Raw genomic sequence first — 3816 nt, 5'->3', positions numbered from 1 at the left:
TAGGGTTTGCGGCAAAAAGCTTTTCGGTGGGGGCAGGGTGTGGGGTGTGGGGTGTGGGGTTTTACCGATTTTGAGGTAGTCAGTTACCTAATTTTCAGGGAAAAAGTCCCAGAATTTTACTCCCGATCCCCGCAATGGCTGGCACTTTTTGAGGGAAAAAAAGTCTAAAAGTCTTATCCAACAAGGTTTTCAGATTTATTCAGCCAACCCCTATCTATTCCAAAGTTTTAACGCTCAAAACTTGGGGGGGTGTGGCATCGGGGGGATAGAGAAAATCGAGATTAATGTCGCGTCTGGCTCCGGGGGGAAGTTCCACCTGTACTAAAGCTTCTCCCTGTTGTCCTTCCCGTTGAACGAGATGGAAAAAACGTTCCTCGGTGCGTCCCAGGGCGTTACGATAGGTAACGCGCACTGCACCCCGGAAAAATACCGGTCCCTGGACGGGTTCAACAAATAGCAAGCGATCGAGATAATTGTCTTCTTTAATTGGGGTTTGAATACTCAAAGCCACCACCTGGGTTTTGCTGCTATTGTTATATAGAGGTAAAGTCAGATAGTAGTGAACACCGTAGTTACCGTGAGCTTTGAAAGCCGTATCGGGATAACGCACTAACATGGGAGCGCTTTGAATTTGTCTGGTTCCGAAAGTAGCTGCTGTCACCGTACTTAAAGGATAGGCAAAAGCTTGACCGGGTTGAGGAATGGTGAGATTAATTCCCCCTTTGGGATCGACAATGCGGGTTGCCCATTCCGAACCGACAGAAATTCCGGCCACGCGACCATAAAAATTTCTTCTTCCAGGGAACCATTGATCGGGGGGAGTGGGGGGAAAATCGCGAGGAGCGGCTAAATCACCTCTAACTAATAGGGTACGCCATTCCTCTAGGGTAGGGGGACGAAAGGTTTCTATTTCCCGATCTTCGATTTTGACTTTTTGGGGAACTTCGTAGAGGGCTAAATTGGCCATATAGACCGGTCCATCGCTGTAGAGACGTAGGAGGGTCGAGCGGGCGCTACTTCTGGGGATAACCAGATCGAATAGCATCCGACTTTGGCCTGGGGGAATGACGATCTGGGCGGGAAATTGGGTATCATGGCGACGACGCATGATATCGCTGGCTAAACGGGAACCGGGACCGGAAAAAACCCGGCCATTGGGATCTTCCACCAGAGAGGGTAAATCGACAAAAGGGGCATCGGCGGAGGTGACGTAACTGACTCCTTGCAGGATGCGGATAACGAGGTTTCTGGAGGTGGGATTAGTAACGATCAGGCCCTGGTGTAGGTCGCGATTGGGATCGGTTTGACGGGCGATGTGGTGGGTGAAAACGTCAAAACGTCCTTGTAGGGGATGATTGAGATGGGCTATGGGATAACGTTTTCCTTTACCGGGGAAAGTGGAGAGGAGAATTCCCTCTTTTTCTACCACTTCGGGACTATTGCTATTAAAAACTAGAACGTCATTCAGTTGACCGGGCAACTGACGCACTTCCTGATATTGGGTGATTAATTTCCTCTCTATCTGGGGCAAGACCGAGGCGGACTGAGCTAAAAGAATAGTGGGTAAGAAAGAAAGCATAGAGATTCTATATTTATAGGATCTAATTAAGGGTGAGTCGATGGAGATATGAAGTTATACAACAATATAGGCGAGGGTGTCCGGGCGATCGATAAAGAATCTTAATATATTTTTCAGGCCTGATCAAGTCATGTCAGGGGTGATGTGAGCTAGGGGCGGTTTTATGGGTTAGCAAGGGAGAATACCCCTTGCTATTGCCGATTTTAACCGTTACGTTGACAGTGACGGGAGCTGCTCACCCTAGCTTTAAATTTCGCCGCGAATTTCTTCGACTATGCCATCTCTAAGGACGAGTTCCACATTCATTTTGGCCACTAAGTTATCGCCTTTTTCAACCCGGAAAAAGCTTTCTAGTTGTGCTTGGGCGACTTCTTGATTGAGTTCCAAGAGTTGTACCTGTTGCAATTGTTGCAGATACTGGTTTTTTTGTTCGAGAAACTCACTTTTCTGTTGATTGACTTGGATTTGAATATTGTCAATCTGTTGGGCAGCCGCGGGGGGTAAGGGGATCAGACTCTGACGCTGAATTTCTGCGATCGCTCTTTGGCCTTGGGTTTCTAATTGTTGAATTTGTGCGTCAATTTGAGCCATTTGTGCTTGTAATTGCTGTTGTGCTTCTTCTTTCCAGCGCGGAGTCACGATGACTTTAATTGTCACCGGGCGCTTCAGTAATAAACTGGTTTGTGCGTCATCCATGATTTGCTTATCCTAAAAAGGTCTTTTTGTCAAGGGGTTAGGGAATATTTGCCGGAAATATTTACTTGGCAAACATCTCGTTAATCATATCGCGATAGCGTTGCGTTACTACCGGTCGTTTAATCTTTAAAGTTTGGGTCATCATGCCGTTTTCTTGGGAAAAAGGCTCTAAAATTAACTCAAAGGTTTTAATCTGGTCATCGGCACGATAACTGGGCCGATTTCTTACCTCGCGCTTTAATTCTTGTTGGTAGAGAGCTAAGACTTTTTTGCTGTAGAGATCGCTAGAAAGAATCGTTGAGCGATCGCTGTGAAGATCGGGTAAATTTAAGGATATTTTCTGTTCTTGCGCCCAATTGGCCAGTATATCAAGATTAGGCACGATCAAAGCCCCCAAAGCTTTTTGATCCTGTCCCACTAGCATAATTTGGGAGATAAAGGGACTGCGTAAACAAGCATCTTCAATCGGTTGCGGTTCGATATTTTCACCATTGCTCAAAACAATTGTATCTTTGGCCCGTCCGGTTAAGACTAAATCCCCGGCAGCGGTTAACCAACCAATATCACCGCTATCAAACCAACCATCGGGAGAAATCGCTTTTTCGGTTGCTTCGGGTTTTTTATAGTATCCCTGCATCACCTGCGGACCACGAATCAAAACTAAACCGTGTTTTTCTGTCGGTAAGACTTCTTTGCTGTGTAAATCGACAATACAGATTTCTGTCTGAAAGACGGGACGACCGGCAGACCCGCGCAGGTTATGATCGATACGACGGACGGTAGCCACAGGAGAAGTTTCTGTCAGTCCATAACCAACTAAAATCGGGATTCCCGCAATCTCATAGAAAGTATCTAGATGTCTGGCTAAGGAACCACCGCCACTTACCAAGATTTTAACTTTATTTCCCACTGCTTGGCGAATTTTGCCATAAACTAGCTTATCACCGATGGCATGGAGGGGATAGAGTAAGAGGGATTGAATTCTTGCTTTTAGTCTTTCTCCGGGGGAAGCATGAAGATGATCTAGACTGAGATTATCGGCGATACGTTTAGCAATAACGTACTTTTCCGATTTTTCTAGAAAAAATTGCACCAATTTCTGTTTTGTGGCCGATTGTTCGCTAAATTGTTTTTGGATACCCTCGTAAAGAGATTCCCAAAGACGGGGAACTCCCACCATTAATTGCGGACTAAATTGCTTTAAATCGGACTTAAAAGTGCGAATACTGGTATAAATCTGGGTGCAACCCTGAGCTAGACTGAAATACTCACAACTGCGCTCGTAGGAATGCCATGAAGGTAGTATACTTAAAACTCGATCGCCAGGATCCGGTTGAAAGATAGCATTTAAGTTGCGTACCTGATGCAGCAGATTACCGTGACTTAGCATCACCCCTTTTGGTTGTCCCGTCGTTCCCGATGTGTAGATGAGGGTAGCCAGATCATTTTCGCTCTTGGTGATGGGTTTAAGGGTGTTCTCAGCCCCGATCGCCATTAGTTGCTTGAAATTTAAGGTCTGCACGGAAATCGCCCCAGTAGCG

3 protein-coding genes are annotated in these 3816 nt (G+C 46.1%); all 3 read right to left on the bottom strand.

The window, feature by feature from the left end; translation table 11 throughout:
- Positions 1–214 precede the first annotated feature (214 nt).
- Positions 215–1579 (bottom strand): DUF3370 domain-containing protein, encoded by a 1365-nt coding sequence (locus tag PX481_RS03840; RefSeq protein WP_002756615.1) that lies wholly within the window; start codon positions 1577–1579, stop codon positions 215–217.
- Between the two features lie 246 nt (positions 1580–1825).
- Positions 1826–2275: a YlqD family protein gene (locus PX481_RS03835; protein WP_002756613.1), complete on the bottom strand. Its 450-nt coding sequence runs from the start codon at positions 2273–2275 to the stop codon at positions 1826–1828.
- A 61-nt stretch (positions 2276–2336) separates the two neighbouring features.
- Positions 2337–3816 (bottom strand): AMP-binding protein (locus PX481_RS03830; protein WP_288093720.1); only part of this gene is annotated, 1480 nt, incomplete at its 5' end.

It is taken from the genome of Microcystis sp. M53603_WE2 (assembly GCF_030065435.1).
The sequence above is the reverse complement of the archived record's forward strand: the minus strand, read 5'-3'. Positions and strand labels throughout refer to the sequence as shown.